The organism is Synechococcus sp. J7-Johnson (assembly GCF_024345795.1).
In the GTDB taxonomy this organism is placed as follows: domain Bacteria; phylum Cyanobacteriota; class Cyanobacteriia; order PCC-6307; family Cyanobiaceae; genus Regnicoccus_A.
This window is the reverse complement of the sequence record NZ_JAGQBU010000002.1, coordinates 185,768-199,251: the sequence shown is the minus strand read 5'-3', so window position 1 is coordinate 199,251 and position 13,484 is coordinate 185,768. Positions and strand designations below refer to the sequence as shown.

Here is a 13,484-nt window from a genome sequence, read left to right as displayed (position 1 = left end):
CCGCTGAGGACCCTGAATTCGAGACCTTCTACACGAAGAACATTCTTCTGAACGAAGGACTGCGTGCCTGGATGGCACCGGCCGACCAGCCGCATGAAAACTTCGTCTTCCCTGAAGAGGTCCTGCCACGTGGAAACGCCCTTTAATTCGTCCATGGTGGCCGTCGGGGGCAAAGACCTCGACTCCACCGGTTACGCCTGGTGGGCTGGTAACGCTCGCCTGATCAATCTCTCCGGTCGCCTGCTCGGCGCCCACGTGGCCCACGCGGGTCTGATGGTCTTCTGGGCCGGAGCGATGATGCTGTTCGAAGTGAGCCACTTCAGCTTCGACAAGCCGATGTACGAGCAGGGCCTGATCCTGTTCCCACACGTGGCCACCCTCGGCTACGGCGTCGGCCCCGGCGGCGAGGTCACCAGCCTCTATCCGTTCTTCGTGGTCGGTGTACTGCACCTGATCAGCTCCGCAGTACTTGGGCTCGGCGGCCTCTACCACGCCCTGCGCGGTCCTGAAATCCTGGAGAACTATTCCTCGTTCTTCTCCCAGGACTGGCGCGACAAGAACCAGATGACCAACATCATCGGCTACCACCTCATCCTTCTGGGTGTGGGCTGCCTGCTGCTGGTGTTCAAGGCCATGTTCTTCGGCGGCGTCTATGACACCTGGGCCCCCGGTGGCGGCGATGTGCGCATCATCACCAACCCCACCCTGAGCCCGGCCGTGATCTTCGGCTATCTCTTCAAAGCCCCATTCGGTGGCGAGGGCTGGATCATCGGGGTCAACTCGATGGAAGACATCATCGGCGGCCACATCTGGCTCGGCCTGATCTGCATCTTCGGTGGAATCTGGCACGTGATCACCAAGCCCTTCGGCTGGGTGCGTCGCGCCTTCATCTGGAACGGTGAGGCCTACCTGAGCTACAGCCTCGGCGCCCTGAGCTTCATGAGCTTCATCGCGTCTGCCTACATCTGGTTCAACAACACCGCCTATCCCTCGGAGTTCTACGGCCCCACCAACGCCGAATCCTCCCAGGCCCAGAGCTTCACCTTCCTGGTGCGTGACCAGCGCATGGGAGCCAACATCGGTTCCGCCATGGGCCCCACCGGCCTTGGCAAGTACCTGATGCGCTCCCCCACCGGCGAAATCATCTTCGGCGGTGAAACCATGCGCTTCTGGGATTTCCGCGGTCCCTGGCTCGAGCCCCTTCGCGGTCCCAACGGCCTCAGCCTCGACAAGCTCCAGAACGACATTCAGCCCTGGCAAGTACGCCGTGCGGCTGAATACATGACTCACGCTCCAAACGCCTCCCTCAATTCCGTGGGCGGCATCATCACCGAGCCCAACTCGGTGAACTTCGTGAACGTGCGTCAGTGGCTCTCCGCCACTCAGTTCGTGCTGGCCTTCTTCTTCCTGGTTGGTCACCTCTGGCACGCCGGGCGCGCCCGGGCCGCCGCAGCCGGTTTCGAGAAAGGTATCGACCGTCAGGCCGAGCCCACCCTGGCCATGCCGGATCTCGACTGATCCTCTGCTGCCGCTTCACCACGGCATCACCCCTAACCCTCCCGCGATCGCGGGGGGTTTTTTTATGGGCAAGACATGTCAGACCAGCCTTGTCTTGCCCCCAGGCCGGATAGAAACAGTCGAGACATGTCTGGCCAATGGATCGTTCCTACGTTTGAGCTACCGACGAGGTCATCCCTTGGACATCCGCACATTCACCGGCCGCGCCCTTTCCCGCGCGGCCCTTCCCCTGGCTCTTCTGCCCCTGGTCGGGCCGCTGCCTGTGGCAGCCCAGAGCAGCACGGTCGACTTTCCTCGCCAAGGCGTGGTCTGCGACCTGACCAACAAGAGATGCTTCAACTCCGAAGGAGTTTCCGTGCCGCTCACCCGCGAGTTTTTCGGCAGCTACGGCGAGCGTGAGCTGGTTCCCACGCTGTCGGGCAACAGAGGGCCCACCAAGTTCGCGTTGAGCGATGGGAAAGCCTGCGACGTGCGGCGGCAAACCTGCTGGGATGACGGCCAGGGTGGCAAGAACGTGAGCAGGTCGCTGAGCACACAGCTGTTCGGCAACAGGGGCGCCTGGGGCAACAACGGATCCGGCAGCAGCGGCTGGGGAAACAACAACAACAACAACTGGCAGCAACCCGAGCAAGCCACAAGCTCCTGTGAACTACGCCAGGGGAACCGTCGTCTTTTCGAGGGAAATTGCCTGCTGAATCGACGCGAGTCGGCCAACGGCATGGCTTACAACGTCGAGCTCGCTGATGGCCAGAGATACAGCTTCTACAACCGTCAAGGCAGGCTCGTGCTCCAGGATTCCTCTGGCTTGTGGCCAGTCCAGATCAGCAACCGCAACGGCGACGTGAACTTCCGCTGGGCCGACCGGCAACTGGTGACACGCGACCGCCGCTGGGCAAACCAAGGGCCGCAGGGGGGAAGCAGCGATTTCAACCCGACGGGCAACTTCCTCCAGGACCTGTTCAACACCATGTTCCGCTGACAGTCGCACCTCAACGGCGGGGGGTATTTCATCGCCTGAACGCTCAGAAGGTCCGTCAACACTGGGCGCATGAACCTTGTCACCTCTGGGACGACCCCAGACAGACTCTGGTTGCACCTTCAGCGCTCATGGCCCATAGGTTGCGGGCGACCGCTGATCACTGCTCCATGACTACCAACTTCCTGATCCCATCCAGGCCTGCCCATGCCTCTCTGGCGCTGGCGGCCGGATGGCTGGCCCTGCTCACAACGGTGGTGCCCCAGCCCGGCTGGACTCAGAGCAACAGCCTGAAACTCACAGGCAACGGAGTCGTCTGCGACCGCGGCAGCAGGATCTGCTACGACCGCCAGGGTCCCTCGCTGACGATGACGCGGCGTGAATTCGGGCAACGCTCCGAGCAGAATCTGCGTCGTCAGATCTCAGGCCGCCCAAACACCTGGGATGTGCGTTTCAGCAGTGGAGAGGCCTGCGATCTGCGTCGCCAGATCTGCTGGGATGACGGCCGGAGCCGCACCAACATCAGCAAGCGCCTCAGCCGCCAGCTGTTCGGTGACAACGGCGACTGGGCGAGAGCCAACGGCAAGGGAAACAACGGCTGGGAAAACAATGGCCGTGGCAAGAACGGTTGGGGAAACAACAATTGGGGGAACAACAGCTGGGGTCAACCCACCGCTCTGGACTCCGGGTTCTGTGAACTCAACCAACGCGGCAGGCGGATCTTCTCGGGCAACTGCGGCCTGCAACAACGCTCCACCTCGAATGGCACGGCCTATCTCGTCAACCTCGGCAATGGGCGTGAGTACAGCTTCTATGACCAGCGGGGCCAGCTGATCATGGTCGACGGCAACGGAACCTGGCCCGTGGCCTACAGCCGCAGGGGGAATGGGGGCGAGTTCCGCTGGGGAGACCTGCAGTTGGTGGCCCGCCAGGACCGAGCACTTGAGCCCAGGTATGGCACCGGTACCTCCAACAGTGTTCTGCAGGATCTGATCAACAGCCTCTTCCGCTGATCAGGTCAGCCAGCGACGCAGCAGGGGCAGGCTCAGGCCGATCACGTTGCTGAAGCAGCCTTCGATGCGTTCCACCAAAGGGCCTGCCCGGCCTTCGAGGGCAAAGCCGCCAGCACAGGCCAGCGGTTCACCCGTGGCCACGTAGGCGGCAATCTCCGCATCGCTGAGCGCCGCGAACTTCACGCGGGTGGTGACCGTGGCCAGTAGGGGAAGAGGAAGCTTGGAGACTGGCTCTGCTGCTGCGGCCCCAACGAGTAGCAGGCAATGGCCGGTATGCAGCTCCCCCCAGGATCCGGCCATACGCCGCCAGCGACTGGTGGCTTCCTCAGCATCACGAGGCTTGCCGTACGCGGCGCCATCCAGCACGAACAGGGAGTCGCAACCGAGCACTGCGCACACCTGCTCCCCTTCGGGCAGCAGAAGATCACGCTCCACCGCCTCGGCCTTGGCCCGCGCCAGCGCCAGAACCAGCTGGAGCGGATCCGGATCTCGCCAGGCGTCCTCGTCGACGCCGCTCACCTGCACCCGGTGGGGGATGCAGGCCTGCTCCAGCAGCCGCCGGCGCGCCGGCGAGGCAGAGGCCAGCACCAGTGGGGCATGCCGCATGGACCCTGAGCTCCTGAGCCTGCATGGACGTCTCGATCCTCCTCCACAGAGGCGGTGCCCGCCTGCTTCGGCCCCACCACAGCGCTCACTGATCCGTGAGAATCGAGCCATGGACGGCTCCTTCTCCAGCGCACTCAACGATCCCCGCTCCCTGGAGCGGGCGGCCAGTGCCCTGCGCTGCCTGCCGTTCCGGCGGGCCTTCTACGGACTGCTCAGCGGCGAGGCGATCAGCAGCGAGGAGCTCCACCGACGTGACGACCAGGCGCAGCTCAGCTTCGTCCGCCTGACAAGTGACCGGGCCGAAAACCATTTCATCTGGCTGATCCGGGTGGGGGTGCTGCGGCGGGAGGTGGATGGCCAGGGGCTGACGGAGCGGGTGCGGCTGACACCAATGGGCCGGGAACTGCTCAGCCGCTGGAGCGGGGAGATTCCCAGGGCCGCTCTGCTGGAGCGGATCCGCCATGGCCTGCGCCGTCGCTGGCCGCGCCTGTGAGCCCCGGCCGCCTTGAACACCCTGCACTGATGGTGCTCGGAACCAGCAGTGGCGCGGGCAAATCGCTGATGACCGCAGCCGTCTGCCGGGTGCTGCTGCGCCAAGGCGAAACGCCCCTGCCCTTCAAGGGCCAGAACATGAGTCTCAATGCCTGGGTGGATGCCGATGGTGGCGAGATGGCCTACAGCCAGGCCCTGCAGGCCTGGGCGGCGGGCCTGGAGCCGGCGGTGGCAATGAATCCCGTGCTGCTCAAGCCCCAGGGCGACAGCACCAGCGAGGTGATCCACCTGGGGCGCTCCGTGGGGGTGTGCCGCGCCGAGCACTACTACCGCGACTGGTTCCGCCCGGGCTGGGCCGCGATCCGTCAGGGCCTGGGCGATCTCCAGGCCCGCCATCCCAACGGTCGTCTGGTGCTGGAAGGGGCCGGCAGCCCCGTGGAGGTGAATCTGCAGGCCCGGGATCTCACCAACCTGCGCCTGGCCCAGTTCCTGCGGGCCCGCTGCCTGCTGGTGGCCGACATCGAGCGGGGGGGAGTATTCGCGCAGATCGTGGGCACCCTGGCCCTGCTGCGCCCGGTGGAGCGGCCCCTGATCCGGGGCATCCTGATCAACCGCTTCCGCGGCCGACGGGAGCTCTTCGATGAGGGCCGCAGCTGGCTGGAGCGCCACACCGGCCTGCCGGTGCTGGGGGTGATGCCCTGGCTAGATGAACTCTTCCCTCCCGAGGATTCGCTTGACCTGCTGGAGCGCAAGCCAGGCAAACCCGATGCGGAGCTGGAGATCGCGGTGCTGCGCCTGCCTTCTATCAGCAATTTCTCCGATCTAGATCCGCTCGAAGCGGAACCAAGCGTGCGGCTGCGCTGGGTTCGCCCCGGCGAGGCGCTCGGCAGCCCCGATGCCGTGGTGATCCCCGGCAGCAAGCAGACCCTGCGGGACCTGGGGGCAATCAACGCCAGCTGCCTGGCCACCGACCTGCGCCGCCATCTGGCCAGCGGCGGCCATCTCTTCGGTCTCTGTGGCGGCCTGCAGATGCTGGGCCAGAGACTGGTGGACCCCCACGGCCTCGAAGGCGGCGGCGATCACGCCGGGCTGGCTCTGCTGCCCCTGGTCACCCGGTACGGCCACGAAAAGGCGACGCGGCGTGTCTGTGCCCCGGCCCTCTGGCCGCCGGGCAGCAGCCTGGCTCTGGAGGGGTTCGAGTTGCACCGGGGTCAGAGCGAGTGCCAGGAACCTGACCAGTGCCGGCCGATCGCCGAGCGCGAAGGCCTTGGCTGGTGGCGGGCTGAGGAGAACGGTGCCGTGGTGGCTGGCACCTACCTGCACGGGGTGTTCGACTCCGGCCCCTGGCGGCGGCGCTGGCTGAACCAGCTGCGCCGCCGCCGCGGCCTGCCTCCCCTGGGGGAGCAGCCACCCCACCACGGCCAGCAGCGGGAGGCACTGCTCGATCGCCTCGCCGAGGCCTTCGAGACCCACGTGAACCTCGCCCCCCTGCTGAAGCCGGAATGACCTCCGCCGCTCCACCAGTTCAAGTGCACTGGCCCGATGGAGGCAGCACCTTGGTGCCCCCAGGAACCGACTGGCTGCAGGCAGCCGCCGAGGCGGGGCTGCGGATTCCCACCGGCTGCCTGGGGGGCAGTTGCGGCGCCTGCGAGATCGAGGTGAACGGCAGGGTGGTGCGCGGCTGCATCGCAACGGTGCCCGCCAGCCGCAGCGGTGAGCTGACGGTGGAGCTGGCCAGCGATCCCTACTGGTAAACCGGATCGCTCGGGTGTCACTGGATCAGACCGCCACCAAGCACCACCTCGCCGGCATAGAACACCGCCGCCTGGCCCGGGGTGATTGAAAATTGCTCCTCGTAGAAGACCAGCCGAGCGCGGTGGGGACGGCCCGCAGCCCCATCGGTGGCCGTGGGCTCAAGGGGGATGAGCTGGGCAGCCACCGGTGCGCTGCGATAGCGCACCTGCACCTCCAGCTCGAGGGGTGCCTCGGGCGGGGGGATCGAGATCCAGTTGATCGCGCCCACCACACAGCTGCTGCGGGCTGCCTCGGAGCGGGGGGCCACCACCACCCTGTTCATCGCCCCATCGAGGCGCACAACATGCAGGGGCTCGCTCCAGGCCACCCCGAGTCCCTTGCGCTGGCCGATCGTGAAATGCTCGATACCGTCGTGGTCACCCACCACCGTGCCGTCGACCAGAACGATCTGACCCTGGCGAGGCGGCAGGTAGGCATCGAGAAAGGCCTTCATCGAGCCGTGGTGGTCGGCCAGGCAGAGATCCTGACTTTCGGGCTTGCGGGCGGTGCGCAAGCCGAGGGCCTCAGCCTCGAGGCGGGTGTCGGCCTTGGTGAGTTCACCGAGGGGAAACACCAGCCTGGAGAGCACCTCCTGGGGAAGGTCGTAGAGGAAATAGCTCTGGTCCTTGTGGCCATCAAGACCCCGCAGCAACTGGTGGCGGCCGGCCGGCGCGCCGGGATCGGCCAGACGGACCCGGGCGTAGTGACCGGTGGCGAGGCGGCCGATGCCAAGTTCAGCCTCGGCCCACTCCAGCATCGGCGAGAACTTCACCTCACGATTGCAGCGGGAGCAGGGCAGCGGGGTGACCCCGCCCCCATAGCCCTCCACCAGAAAGTCGACGATCTGCTGCTGAAAGCGCTCGCGGCTGTCGACGACATGGTGCGGCACCCCGAGCTGTTCACAGATGCCGGCGGCGTCCACCAAGCCCTCAGCGCAGCAGGCCCCCTTGCCGCTCATCAGCCAGAGGGTGAGGCCCTCCACCTGCCAACCGGCCGCCACCAGCAGCGCGGCGGTCAGGGAGCTGTCCACCCCCCCGGAGAGCCCCACGGCCAGCCGATGCTCTCCGGGCCAGGCGCGCAAGCGCTCAAGCGCCTCTGCCCCGGCGGCGGTGACGGCTCCGCTGGCAGCAGAGAGAGAGGAATGGGCACAACCGGCGGAACCTGAGCCGGCAGCAGGGGCGGTGGTGGTCAAAACCGGAACCCTCCGGAGCGGGGGAGGAACACGACAGGACGAAGTTCCCATCATGGGGCCAGGGACCCGGCGGCGGGCGCCCCGCCATCTCCTCGCCCTGGAGCCCCCTTGAGCAGCAGCCCCCTGATCTCCTGGCCCCGCCGGGATGCCGCCCACCTGCTGGTGAGCTCCGAGCAGATGGCTCAGCTGGAGCAGCAGCTGTTCGCCAGCGGACTGCCGGTGGAAGCCCTTATGGAGAAAGCCGCCCTTTCAATCAGTGCCCAACTGCTGCGTGAGCCCGAAGCCCTGCGTCAGGGGGTGCTGCTGCTGGTGGGCCCGGGGCACAACGGCGGAGATGCCTTGGTGGTGGCCCGGGAGCTTCACCTGGCCGGGGTGCGGGTCCGGCTCTGGAGCCCCTTCGAGCGCCATAAACCGCTCACCGACTCCCATTGGCGCCACGCCCGCTGGCTGGGGATCGAGCGACTGAGCTCCAGCCCCGATCCAGCCGAGGACACCCTCTGGATCGATGGTCTGTTCGGCATCGGCCAGCGGCGCTCTCCTGGCGAGACGATCGAGGCCCTGCTGGGCGATCGGGCGCGGCTGAGGCCCGATCAGCTGGTGGCCATCGACACACCCACAGGCCTCTGTGCCGACAGCGGCAGGCTGCTGGGGAGCAGGGCCGCCCGGGCCCGCAGCACCTACTGCCTGGGCCTGCTCAAACAGGGGCTGGTACAGGACCGTGCCCTGGCCTGGGTGGGGCAACTGGTGCGGCTCGACCTGGGCCTGCCGCCGACCCTGCTGGAACAACTGCCGCCAACTCAGCCCCTCGGCCTGAGCGGCCTGGATCAGATCAGCGCCCCACCTCTGGAGCCGGCGCCAGAGGCCGCCAAGTACGGCCGTGGCCGCCTGCTGGTGGTGAGCGGCAGCGCCGCCTATCCCGGTGCTGCCCTGCTCAGCCTGCTGGGGGCAAGCGCCAGCGGCTGCGGCAGCCTGCGGGCGGCCGTGCCCGAGCCGGTGGCCCAGCAGCTCTGGAGCCTGCTGCCCCATGTGGTTCTGGGGCCACCCCCAGGGGAGCCGGGCGCCCTCGATCGCTTCGATGCCGTGCTTATTGGCCCAGGCCTGGCAGCAGCTGCCTCAGCGGAGCGGCCTGCCACCCAGCCGCTCTGGGAGGCCTTGCAGGTCTTCGCGGGTCTGGTGGTGATCGATGCCGATGGACTCAACCAACTGGCCGCCGGGGCCTGCGGCGAGCCAATGGCCTGGCTGCAGGCGCGGCGAGGAGCCACCTGGCTGACGCCCCATGGCGGTGAATTCGTCCGTCTGTTCCCCGATCTGGCCAGCGAGCCGCCGCTCGAGGCCGCCGCCGCCGCCGCCGCGCGCTGCGGCGCGGCCCTGCTGCTCAAAGGCGCCCGCAGCGTGATCGCCGCGCCCGACGGCAGGCGCTGGCAGCTGCTGGAGGCGGCACCTGAGGCGGCACGGGCCGGCGCCGGCGATGTACTTGCTGGATTCGCAGCGGGGCGGGGGGCCGTGGCGATGGCGGCCGGGGTCTCACCAGGGGAGGCCTCCACCCTGGCCTTGGCCGCCCTGAACCACGCCCAGGCGGGACTGGCGGCCCGGGAGCGGCTCGGACCAGGCCAGGTGACGCCCCAGGCTCTGGCCGCAACCCTGGGCCAGTGATGTTCAGCCGGGAACAGTTCTGACGGGGATTCATTGTGTCGTTTTACTTGCACAACCTTGAAAGGTTGTTGAAATCACATCACTTGCTATTCAGTTCATCAGACATTGAATGGACTTTCCGGATCGGCTCATGACAGCCTCCACCCTTCAGCCCCGCGAGCAGCGGCGGCGGGGGAGCGATCCAATCAGCTGGTATCTGGGCACGATCGGACGGGTGCCCCTGCTCACTCCAGCCGAGGAGATTGAACTGGGCAACCAGGTGCAGGCCATGATGCAACTGATCGATTCGGGTGTGGAGGATCCGCCCAGCGTTCGCCACAAGCAGCTCCTGCGCGTGGGTCGTCGCGCCAAAGAGCGCATGATGAAGGCCAACCTGCGTCTGGTGGTCAGTGTCGCCAAGAAGTACCAGGGCAAGGGACTGGAGCTTCTCGATCTGATCCAGGAAGGCTCGCTGGGCCTGGAGCGGGCCGTAGAAAAGTTCGATCCCACCCGCGGCTACAAATTCTCCACTTATGCCTTCTGGTGGATCCGCCAGAGCATGACCCGCGCGATCGCCTGCCAGTCCCGCACGATCCGTCTGCCGGTGCACCTGAGCGAACGACTCAGCGCCGTGCGCCGCGTCAGTCTGGAGCTGGCCCACAAACTCGGAGCCATGCCCAGCCGCAGCGAGATCGCTGAAGCGATGGCGATCCCGATCGAGGAACTCGATGGGCTGCTGCGCCAGTCGTTGACCACATCCAGCCTGGATGCTCCTGTGAATGGAGAGGAGGGGCGCAGTTTCCTTGGTGATCTGATCGCCGACTCCAGCCACGACGAACCACTCGACCAGGTGGAGCGGGGCATGCACCACGAACAGCTGGAGCGCTGGCTCAGTTACCTAACCGAGCAGGAACGGCAGGTGCTTGACCTGCGCTTCGGCCTGGATGGGCATGATCGTCACACCCTTGCTGAGATCGGGCGCCTGCTCGAGGTGTCACGGGAGAGGGTGCGGCAGGTGGAATTGAAGGCACTGCGCAAACTGCGCGGCCTCACGAGCAGGCTGCCCAACCAGCTCTGAAGTCAGTCTTCGGCCCAGATGTAGCGGGTGAGCTCACTGGGGTCGGGCTCGGGTGCAGCGACGGCGAATTGAACGGCATCGGCCACCTCGGCGTCGATCTCCTTCTCGATCGCCTTGAGGTCATCGGAGCTGGCCAGACCGTGACTGGTGAGATGGGCAGCGAGGGCCTTGAGCGGATCCCGCTTGGCCCAAAAGTCCTTCTCCGCTTCGCTGCGCAGCTCGTCGGGGTCGGCCAGGGAATGGCCGCGGAAGCGGTAGGTGAGGCACTCCAGCAAGGTTGGACCCTCGCCGGCCCGGGCACGCTCCACGGCACGCTGGGCTGCGGCGCGCACCGCCAGCACGTCCATGCCGTCGACCTCTTCACCCGCCATGCCGAAGGAGGCGGCCTTGCGCCAGATCTCCGGATCACTGGTGGCGCGGTCGTGGGCCATACCGATCGCCCATTTATTGTTCTCGACGACAAACAGGATCGGCAACTTCCAGAGCGCCGCCATGTTCAGACACTCGAAGAACTGACCGTTGTTACAGGTGCCATCGCCGAAGAACGCCGCAGTGACAGCATCACTGTCGGTCTGACCGAGGGCATCGCGCTTGTAGCGGCTGGTGAAGGCGGCGCCGAGAGCCACCGGAATGCCTTCGCCGATGAAGGCATAACCCCCGAGGAGGTGATGCTCCTTGGAAAACAGGTGCATAGAGCCGCCCCGGCCCTTGCTGCAGCCAGTGGCCTTGCCGAACAGCTCACTCATCACCTCGCGGGCGGGCACCCCGGCACTGAGGGCATGGACGTGGTCGCGGTAGGTGCTGCAGAACCAGTCGTGCTGGGCGCGCATCGCCTTGATCACCCCGGTGGAAACGGCCTCCTGGCCGTTATAGAGGTGAACGAAGCCAAACATTTTGCCCCGGTAGTACATCTCGGCGCACTTGTCCTCGAAGCGACGACCGAGGGTCATGTCGCGGTAGAGGGTGAGGCCCTCCTCACGGCTCACCGTGGCCGGACCCGCCGGGTAGAGCGCCGCCAGGCGTTCGGCGTGGCTGCCGGCTGCTGCTGCGGCAGCCCCATCGACGGCGCTCTGGAGTGTGGCGGCGATCTCCTGAGTCATGGCAAAGGGAGTCGAGGCTGTTGAAACCAACTGTAGGGGGAGGCCTGAGCAGGAAAGGTCAAAATCGATGCCGCTGCCTACACTCGCCCCAACGCCCAGGATCAAGGGCCCGCGAGCTTCCGGGGTTGGAACTGCCGATCGACCACTTCCGTCTGCTCGGCGTGAGCCCGGCGAGCGATGCCCAGAACGTGCTGCACACCCTTCAGCATCGCCTGGAGAAGGTGCCTGATCAGGGCTTCACCCTGGAGGCGATCCGGGCCCGGGCCGATCTGCTCGAGGCCAGTGCCGACGTGCTCTCCGATACCCAGCGCCGCCAGGCCTACGAGGCCCAGCTGATGGCGATCGAGCAGGGCAGCGAAGGGGAAGGGCTGGCAGCTGGCCTCGACGTGGCGCCATCCAAGGAACTCGGTGGCCTGATGCTGCTGCTGGAGGCGGGGATGCCGCTTGAGGCCTTCGAGGCCACCATTGCTTGCCTGCAGCCTCCCCAGGCTCCGGCCCTGGGCAGCGGCCGCGAAGCCGACCTTTGCCTGCTGGCGGCCCTGGCCTGCCGCGCCGCCGCCGCGGAGATGCGTGACCAGCGCCACTACGAGGCCGCGGCCAAGCTCCTGCAGCAAGGCCTCCAGCAACTGCAACGCATGGGCCAGTTGCCTGATCAGCGGCTGCAGCTCTCCAATGACCTGCACGCGTTGCTGCCCTTCCGGGTGCTGGGTCTGGTCAGCCGGCCTCTCACAGCCACCCAGGAGCGGGGCGAAGGTCTGGAGCTCCTCGAGAGCCTCGTGAACCGCCGCGGAGGGCTGGAGGGCGAAGACGATCCCACCCTGCCCCGCGACGACTTCCAGGCCTTCATCAAGCAGATCCGGCTCTTCCTCACCGTCCAGGAACAGGTGGATCTCTTCGACCGCTGGGCCCGGGGCGGCTCGGCGACGGCGGAGTTCCTGGCCTGCTACGCCCTCACCGCCTCAGGCTTCGCCCAGCGCAAGCCTGAGCGCATCGCTGCTGCCCAGGGCCGTCTGGAGGCCTCCGCCCAGCCAGGCATCCAGCCCCTGCTGGCCTGCCTGCATCTGCTGCTCGGCCAGATCGAGCCGGCCGTGCAGCATTTCAGCTCCGGAGCGGGGCCCGATCTCAAGGCCTGGGCAGAAGAACAGGCCGATGCCCCCCTCGCCCAGCTCTGCGCTTACTGCCGCGACTGGCTGGGGCGGGACGTCCTCCCCGGCTACCGGGACATCGAGGTGGATGCCGATCTCGAGGCCTACTTCGCCGACCGCGATGTGCAGGCCTTCGTGGATCAGCAGGATCGCCGTCAGGCCCGCGGTCAGGCTGTTATGACCAAAGCAGCGGATCCAATCGCGGCGACCGCTGCGGGCTGGGCCATGCCCGAGCTGGAGCCGCCCCCTGAAGCGGTGGTCAGTGAGCAACGACCACGGACCACCAGGCCTCTGGCCCTGGCCGGGATCACCCTGGCCGCTGGGGCAGCTCTGATCGCCGGCCTCTGGCTGGTGATGCGTCCCCGGCCGGCAGCACCGCCGCTGGCTTCTCCCCCCGTCAGTGGCCAGGCCCCCACCAGCCCCAGACCGGCACAATCGGCACTCACCACCCCAGCCCCTCTCACCAGTGACGCCCCCAGCCAGGAGGAGGTGCGCCGGCTGCTTGACGACTGGTTAGCGGCCAAGGCAGCCATTCTGGACGGAGGCAACAGCCAGGCCAACCTCGATCAGCTCGCCCGCCCGGCCCTGGTGGCAGATCTGCGCTCCCAGGCCCGAACACTCAAAGCCAGGGGGGAGCAGCAACAGGTGCAGGCAAGGATTCAGCAGTTCAAGGTCATCAACCAGAGTCCACGGCGCATCGAAGCCGATGTGCAGCTCGACTACAGCGAGGAGCGCCGTGCAGGCGGCAAGGTTATCCAGCCCAGAACCAAAGCCGAACTGCGCAATATCTATGTGTTCGCCCGCGATGGCGGCACCTGGAAACTGGCTGATTTCCGCAGTCGCCGCTGAGGGTTCATGCCCTGATCGGCAGGGTCCCCTGCCGCTGTGTCAGGGTCTGGTTCAACGATCCAGCCGCCTGGGCTCACCCCTTCAACTAC

At 66.7% G+C, this 13,484-nt stretch carries 12 protein-coding genes and 1 pseudogene; 10 read left to right on the top strand and 3 right to left on the bottom strand.

Annotated features, from left to right (window positions below; all coding sequences use genetic code 11):
- The 4 genes and pseudogenes from KBY93_RS02335 to KBY93_RS02320 form a co-directional block, all read left to right on the top strand.
- Nucleotides 1–146, top strand: a pseudogene (locus tag KBY93_RS02335) (photosystem II D2 protein (photosystem q(a) protein)); the annotation flags it as partial.
- 7 nt (nucleotides 147–153) lie between these two features.
- Nucleotides 154–1,518, top strand: a complete 1,365-nt coding sequence (gene psbC, locus KBY93_RS02330) for a photosystem II reaction center protein CP43 (protein ID WP_255092619.1) — start codon at nucleotides 154–156, stop codon at nucleotides 1,516–1,518.
- Between the two features lie 178 nt (nucleotides 1,519–1,696).
- Nucleotides 1,697–2,497 carry a YcgJ family protein gene (locus KBY93_RS02325; protein WP_255092618.1) on the top strand — a complete coding sequence of 267 codons (801 nt, stop codon included), beginning with the start codon at nucleotides 1,697–1,699 and terminating at the stop codon, nucleotides 2,495–2,497.
- Between the two features lie 167 nt (nucleotides 2,498–2,664).
- Nucleotides 2,665–3,507 (top strand): YcgJ family protein, encoded by an 843-nt coding sequence (locus tag KBY93_RS02320; protein ID WP_255092617.1) that lies wholly within the window; start codon nucleotides 2,665–2,667, stop codon nucleotides 3,505–3,507.
- Here KBY93_RS02320 and KBY93_RS02315 read toward each other — a convergent pair whose 3' ends face one another.
- Nucleotides 3,508–4,113: a nucleoside triphosphate pyrophosphatase gene (locus KBY93_RS02315; RefSeq protein WP_255092616.1), complete on the bottom strand. Its 606-nt coding sequence runs from the start codon at nucleotides 4,111–4,113 to the stop codon at nucleotides 3,508–3,510.
- A gap of 109 nt (nucleotides 4,114–4,222) precedes the next feature.
- Between KBY93_RS02315 and KBY93_RS02310 the strand changes: the two genes are divergently transcribed.
- The 3 genes from KBY93_RS02310 to KBY93_RS02300 are packed head-to-tail and all read left to right on the top strand — an operon-like array spanning nucleotide 4,223 to nucleotide 6,359.
- Complete coding sequence (locus KBY93_RS02310; RefSeq protein ID WP_255092615.1) at nucleotides 4,223–4,606, top strand: Npun_F0494 family protein; 384 nt, start codon at nucleotides 4,223–4,225, stop codon at nucleotides 4,604–4,606.
- Between the two features lie 29 nt (nucleotides 4,607–4,635).
- Nucleotides 4,636–6,111 carry a cobyric acid synthase gene (locus KBY93_RS02305; RefSeq protein ID WP_255092614.1) on the top strand — a complete coding sequence of 492 codons (1,476 nt, stop codon included), beginning with the start codon at nucleotides 4,636–4,638 and terminating at the stop codon, nucleotides 6,109–6,111.
- Entirely contained in the window at nucleotides 6,108–6,359 is a 252-nt protein-coding gene (locus tag KBY93_RS02300) for a 2Fe-2S iron-sulfur cluster-binding protein (protein WP_255092613.1), read from the top strand. The genes KBY93_RS02305 and KBY93_RS02300 overlap by 4 nt, the downstream gene beginning before the upstream one ends.
- 17 nt (nucleotides 6,360–6,376) lie before the next feature.
- Here the strand turns inward: KBY93_RS02300 and mnmA are convergent, their stop codons facing one another.
- A complete protein-coding gene (gene mnmA, locus KBY93_RS02295) occupies nucleotides 6,377–7,480 on the bottom strand; it encodes a tRNA 2-thiouridine(34) synthase MnmA (protein WP_255092638.1) in 1,104 nt (367 codons plus the stop codon).
- A 219-nt stretch (nucleotides 7,481–7,699) separates the two neighbouring features.
- Between mnmA and KBY93_RS02290 the strand changes: the two genes are divergently transcribed.
- Together KBY93_RS02290 and KBY93_RS02285 are read left to right on the top strand one after the other, a co-directional pair.
- Nucleotides 7,700–9,244 carry an NAD(P)H-hydrate dehydratase gene (locus tag KBY93_RS02290; protein ID WP_255092612.1) on the top strand — a complete coding sequence of 515 codons (1,545 nt, stop codon included), beginning with the start codon at nucleotides 7,700–7,702 and terminating at the stop codon, nucleotides 9,242–9,244.
- 130 nt (nucleotides 9,245–9,374) lie between these two features.
- Nucleotides 9,375–10,301, top strand: a complete 927-nt coding sequence (locus tag KBY93_RS02285; protein ID WP_255092611.1) for a sigma-70 family RNA polymerase sigma factor — start codon at nucleotides 9,375–9,377, stop codon at nucleotides 10,299–10,301.
- 2 nt (nucleotides 10,302–10,303) lie between these two features.
- On the opposite strand, the gene pdhA is transcribed toward KBY93_RS02285, so the two are convergent.
- A complete protein-coding gene (pdhA, locus tag KBY93_RS02280; protein WP_255092610.1) occupies nucleotides 10,304–11,401 on the bottom strand; it encodes a pyruvate dehydrogenase (acetyl-transferring) E1 component subunit alpha in 1,098 nt (365 codons plus the stop codon).
- Nucleotides 11,402–11,526: 125 nt separating this feature from the next.
- Here pdhA and KBY93_RS02275 point away from each other — a divergent pair, with 125 nt between their 5' ends.
- On the top strand, nucleotides 11,527–13,395 hold the full coding sequence (locus tag KBY93_RS02275) for an IMS domain-containing protein (protein WP_255092609.1): 1,869 nt from the start codon (nucleotides 11,527–11,529) through the stop codon (nucleotides 13,393–13,395).
- Nucleotides 13,396–13,484 lie beyond the last annotated feature (89 nt).

Excerpts from the sequence above, each read along its gene's own strand:
- KBY93_RS02310 (WP_255092615.1), top strand. The coding sequence starts at position 4,223 with ATGGACGGCTCCTTCTCCAGCGCACTCAACGATCCCCGCTCCCTGGAG.
- KBY93_RS02300 (WP_255092613.1), top strand. The coding sequence starts at position 6,108 with ATGACCTCCGCCGCTCCACCAGTTCAAGTGCACTGGCCCGATGGAGGC.
- KBY93_RS02320 (WP_255092617.1), top strand. The coding sequence starts at position 2,665 with ATGACTACCAACTTCCTGATCCCATCCAGGCCTGCCCATGCCTCTCTG.
- KBY93_RS02305 (WP_255092614.1), top strand. The coding sequence starts at position 4,636 with ATGGTGCTCGGAACCAGCAGTGGCGCGGGCAAATCGCTGATGACCGCA.
- KBY93_RS02285 (WP_255092611.1), top strand. The coding sequence starts at position 9,375 with ATGACAGCCTCCACCCTTCAGCCCCGCGAGCAGCGGCGGCGGGGGAGC.
- pdhA (WP_255092610.1), bottom strand. The coding sequence starts at position 11,401 with ATGACTCAGGAGATCGCCGCCACACTCCAGAGCGCCGTCGATGGGGCT.
- psbC (WP_255092619.1), top strand. The coding sequence starts at position 154 with ATGGTGGCCGTCGGGGGCAAAGACCTCGACTCCACCGGTTACGCCTGG.
- KBY93_RS02315 (WP_255092616.1), bottom strand. The coding sequence starts at position 4,113 with ATGCGGCATGCCCCACTGGTGCTGGCCTCTGCCTCGCCGGCGCGCCGG.